At 71.0% G+C, this 4567-nt stretch carries 3 protein-coding genes; 2 read left to right on the forward strand and 1 reads right to left on the reverse strand.

The features are described 5' to 3' along the window. The first annotated feature begins 361 nt into the window (after window positions 1–361). Both Aco04nite_RS47975 and Aco04nite_RS47980 read left to right on the forward strand, forming a co-directional pair. The gene (locus Aco04nite_RS47975) at window positions 362–1378 is read left to right on the forward strand and encodes an intradiol ring-cleavage dioxygenase (protein ID WP_213003835.1); all 1017 of its coding nucleotides are present in this window, start codon (window positions 362–364) and stop codon (window positions 1376–1378) included. A 396-nt stretch (window positions 1379–1774) separates the two neighbouring features. Then, complete coding sequence (locus Aco04nite_RS47980; RefSeq protein ID WP_213003836.1) at window positions 1775–2689, forward strand: ricin-type beta-trefoil lectin domain protein; 915 nt, start codon at window positions 1775–1777, stop codon at window positions 2687–2689. A gap of 10 nt (window positions 2690–2699) precedes the next feature. Here the strand turns inward: Aco04nite_RS47980 and Aco04nite_RS47985 are convergent, their stop codons facing one another. After that, window positions 2700–4388: a long-chain-fatty-acid--CoA ligase gene (locus Aco04nite_RS47985; protein WP_213003837.1), complete on the reverse strand. Its 1689-nt coding sequence runs from the start codon at window positions 4386–4388 to the stop codon at window positions 2700–2702. Window positions 4389–4567 lie beyond the last annotated feature (179 nt).

Below are 4567 nucleotides of genomic sequence, written 5' to 3' on the forward strand. Positions count from 1 at the left end.
GCCTGGGCACAGGGACTCAGCTTGGGTACAGGGACTCAGCTTGGGTACAGGACACAGGACACAGGGACTCGGCTTGGCCACAGGGCCCGGCTTAGCCACAGGACCGGCTTGACCACAAGGCTCGGCTTGACCACAAGGCTCGGCTTGACCACAGGCCGTAGGGCGCATCTCGGCACAGGACGCAGACCACGGCGTCAGGACGCAGACGTAGCGTGGCGCGACTCGGCAGGCTTACAAGGTGAATGGGGCGGCTGCGCCGGCGGGGGCAAGATGGGCGAGGGCGCACGTTCAGGCGTGGCTTACAGCTCAGGCATGGGGTTTCGACAGGGTCTACACAGGATTGCGTACGCACATCTTGGGGATGACATCGACAGATGCGAATGAGGAAGCGGACAACGGCGAGGTTTCGCGCGTGCTGATGAACCGGCGGCGGTTACTGGCGCTCGGTGGGGCCGGCACGGTGGCGGCGGGGCTGGCGGTGATCGGTGGGCGGACTGCTTTTGCCGCGGCTGGTGGGCCTGTGCCGGCTGTTGAGGCTTCCGCTGCGTGCGTGTTGACCAGTGAGTCGATCGAGGGTCCATATTATCTCGACTATCTACTGCTGCGGCGGAACGTGATCGAGGACCGGCCCGGCGTACGGTTGACTTTGAAGTTGCGGGTCATTGACTCGGGGACCTGCCGGCCCATTCGGAACGCCGGGGTGGAGATCTGGCACTGCGACGCGGTCGGCGTGTATTCCGGGTACAGCGGTGCGGGTTCCGGTGGTGACACTCCCCCGCCCAGCGGGCCGCCGCCGTCGGGTCCCGCGCCCAGCGGTGACCCGTCAGCTCCGCCCAGCGGTGACCCGTCAGGGCCGCCGAGCGGGCCGCCCGGAGGCGGGGGCGGCGGGCATGCGGAGCCCACCGACGACCTGACCTTCCTGCGCGGCATCCAGGTCACCGACCAGGCCGGCTACGTCACGTTCGACACCATCGTCCCGGGCTGGTACCGCGGCCGCGCCGTGCACATCCACACCAAGGTTCACACCGAGGGCACGGTCACGCCGTCGGGGTACAGCGGCGGGCACACCTGCCACACCGGTCAGTTCTACTTCACCGAGGAGCTGATCACGAAGTTCGAGACGATCGAACCGTACGCCAGCAATGAGGCCACCCGGACCAAGCTCGACGAGGACGGCATCTACGACGGTACCGGCAGCACGGGTGGGCTGCTCGATCTGCGCTACGACCCCCGGCACGTCACCCGTGGCGTCCTCGGCTCGCTCACCATGAGCGTCGACCCGGCCGCCACCAACGACGGCCAGGGCGGCCCCGGCGGACCGGGTGGCCCTGGCGGACCGGGCGGATCCCCGAGCGCCTCAGCCTCACCATCAGCCTGAGCACGCGCACGGGCTTGAGCACGGGCATGGGCTTGGGCTTGGGCTTGGGCTTGGGCTTGGGCTTGGGCACGGGCTTGGGCACGGGCACGGGCACGGGCACGGGCTTGGGCTTGGGCTTGGGCTTGGGCTTGGGCTTGGGCTTGGGTACGGGCACGGGCTTGGGCACGGGCTTGGGCTTGGGCACGGGCACGGGCTTGAGCACCCGGCATCGGAAGCAGCACCAGACCCGGCCCGGCTCTGGCCTGAGGACCTGCCGCAGCTAGGGACCTCGCGGGCCACGACGCCAAGCACGGCCGGGAGACGTGATATCGGGCTGCAAACCGCCAAAGTAGGGCCGATCCACAATGGCATAAGGGTGGGTCGCCGGGGGTGGTGGAGGTCGGCTAGGTTCGTGCCGTGCAGACGGGGGACGAGGCGGGTGGAGCGGTCAGGGGCAGTGATCCGCTGCTGGTCCGGCCGTACATTTCGCAGAAATCGAACGTTGCGGGGCAACCCGCCGCGACGTGGCCGGAGAGTGCGGTCGCGGCGGTGGCGCCGGGTCCCGTTGAGGCGGAGACCACCGTGTTGCCCGTGGTCGCGCTGGACGGGGCTCCGGCGCGGCCGCGGCGGCGGGTTGTTCTGCTGCTGGCGGCCGGGGTCGGGGCGGTCGTGCTGGCAGGTGCGGCAGCTGCTGGAATTGTGGCGTCGCGGCCCGATCCGGGTGGGCGGGTCGCGTTGCCGCCCGACTTGCCCTCGACGCGGACGGCGACGACGGATGCCGTGGCCGCACCGTCAGCCCCGCAAGCGTCGGGTGGCGTTCAGAAGACCGGAGCTGCTGGGGCTGACGGGCGGTCGGCACCTGTTTCGAAGCCGGTCGGTGGGAAGACTTCGGCCGCCAGGACCACGTCGCCGACGGTCAAGTCGGCCACGTCCGCGCCGGCTGAGACGGTTGCGCCTGCCACCACCGGTGCTCTGGCGCCGATCACCACGCGGGTCGGGCGGCTGGTCAGCGGCGGGTTGTGCCTGGATGTCGATCAGGGTGTCGCCGCGGAGATGAAGACCTGCAGCGGCACGTCCGACCAGGTCTGGACCCTGAATTCCGACGGTACGCTGCTGGCGCTCGGCAAGTGCGGCCAGACCTCAGGTGGCGGCGGGTTCGCCCTGGGCTCGTGCTTCGGCAGTGACACCGAGAAGTGGCAGGTCGGCGCTGGGGCGTCGCTCGTGAACGTCGCCACCGGGACGTGCCTCACCGGCGGCACCACGGCCGGGTTCGACGTTCGGATGAGCGCGTGTACCGGCGCGGCGACGCAGGCCTGGGCGCTGTCCTCGTGAGCGGGAGCCGTCAGTCGGCCGCGAGCAACTCCTCGCGTACCTGGCGGCGTAGGATTTTGCCGATCTGGCTGCGGGGCAGTTCGGCGGTGAGTTCGATTCGGCGGGGGGCCTTGTAGCCGGAGAGGCGTTCGCGGGCCCAGGCTCGCAGGGCTTCCGGGTCGGGGGTGGTGCCGGTGGTGGGGACGATGACCGCGACGACCTCTTCGCCGGTCTTGGCGGAGGGCAGCCCGACCACGGCAACGTCGGCGACGTCCGGGTGGGCGCGGAGGACGTCCTCCACCTCGGACGGGTAGACGTTGAAGCCGCCGGTGATGATCAGTTCCTTGACCCGGTCGACGATGGAGAAGAAGCCGTCGGGGCTCATGACGGCGACGTCACCCGTACGGATCCAGCCGCCGGGCAGCAGCACCGCGGCCGTTTCGTCGGGCATGTCCCAGTAGCCGGAGAACACCTGCGGGCCCTTGATCAGCAGCTCCCCCGCCTCGCCCTCCGGCATGTCCCGGGACAGGTCCTCGCGGTCGGCGATGCGCGCCCAGGTGGACGGGTACGGCACGCCGATCGAGCCGGCGCGGCGTTGCGCCGAGATGGGGTTGCCGACGGTGATCGGGGAGGTCTCGGTCATGCCGTAGCCCTCGATCAGCAGGCCGCCGGTGATGGCCTCCCACTTCTCGACGGTCTCGGGCGGCAGCGGCATCGCGCCGCTGATCGCGGTGCGCACGGAGCTGAGGTCGGCGCCGCTCTTCTGCACGGCGGCGGCGAGGCGTTCGTACATCGGTGGGACGCCGGGGAAGAACGTGGGCGGGCGCCGCTTCGCGGCCGAGAGGACCATGGCGACGTCGAAGCGGGGCAACAGCACGATCGTCGCCGCGATGCGCACGGCGGTGGTCAGGCACAACGTCATACCGTACGCGTGGAAGAGCGGCAGCACCGCGTAGAACGTCTCGCCGCCGTCGCGCAGGCCGGGCACCCAGACGCGGCTCTGCTCGGCGTTCGCGGCGAGGTTCTTGTGGGTCAGGATCGCGCCCTTGGGCGTGCCGCTCGTGCCACCCGTGTACTGCAGCAGGGCGACGTCGTCGACGTCCGGGCCGGGGACATCGGCGGCGAGCGGTGCCGCGTCGGCGAGGAGCTTCTCCCAGCTCAGCGCGCCGTCGGGCAGCGGGCCGCGCATCTCGGCGCGGGTCTTGCGCGCGGGCGGGAGCGGCAGGGTCAGCGCCAGCCGCTTGACGAGCGGGAGCGCCGCGGTCAGGTTGACGCCGATGATCGTGGTGACGGCGGTCTTGCCCGCGACGCCGGCGACGGTCGAGGCGACCTTCTCCCAGCAGATCGCGACGGTGGCGCCGTGATCGGCGAGCTGGTGAGCGAGCTCGTCCGCGGTGTAGAGCGGGTTGTGCTCGACCACCACCGCGCCGAGTCGCAGCACGGCGTAGAACGCGACGACGTGCTGGGGGCAGTTGGGCAGGATCAATGCGACCCGGTCGCCGTGGGACACACCGAGAGCGTGCAGCGCGGACGCGGCGCGGGAGACCTGCTCGCCGAGCTGGGCGTACGTGGTGGTGGCACCGAGGAAGTCGAGCGCGACCCGATCGGGGAAGCGGCGCACGGCGCCGTCCAGGTTCGCGGTCAGCGGACGGTCAGGGGTGGCGATGTCCGCCGGGACACCCTCGGGGTAGGCCGCCAGCCAGGGGCGCTCGTCGGACATGCAATCTCCTACGTCTGCGTGACTTACGCGAAGGCTACCGGCAGCCCCCAGCCCGCAATTCGAGCAGCCCGCTCCCGGGCCGCGCGCTCCGGGCCGCCTACTCCCGGGCCGCGCGCTCCGGGCCGCCTACTCCCGGGCCGCGTACTCCCGGGCCGGCCGCTCCCGGGCCGGCTGCTCCC

The organism is Winogradskya consettensis (assembly GCF_018332715.1).
GTDB lineage: Bacteria > Actinomycetota > Actinomycetes > Mycobacteriales > Micromonosporaceae > Actinoplanes > Actinoplanes consettensis.

Excerpts from the sequence above, each read along its gene's own strand:
- Aco04nite_RS47975 (WP_213003835.1), top strand. The coding sequence starts at position 362 with ATGACATCGACAGATGCGAATGAGGAAGCGGACAACGGCGAGGTTTCG.
- Aco04nite_RS47985 (WP_213003837.1), bottom strand. The coding sequence starts at position 4,388 with ATGTCCGACGAGCGCCCCTGGCTGGCGGCCTACCCCGAGGGTGTCCCG.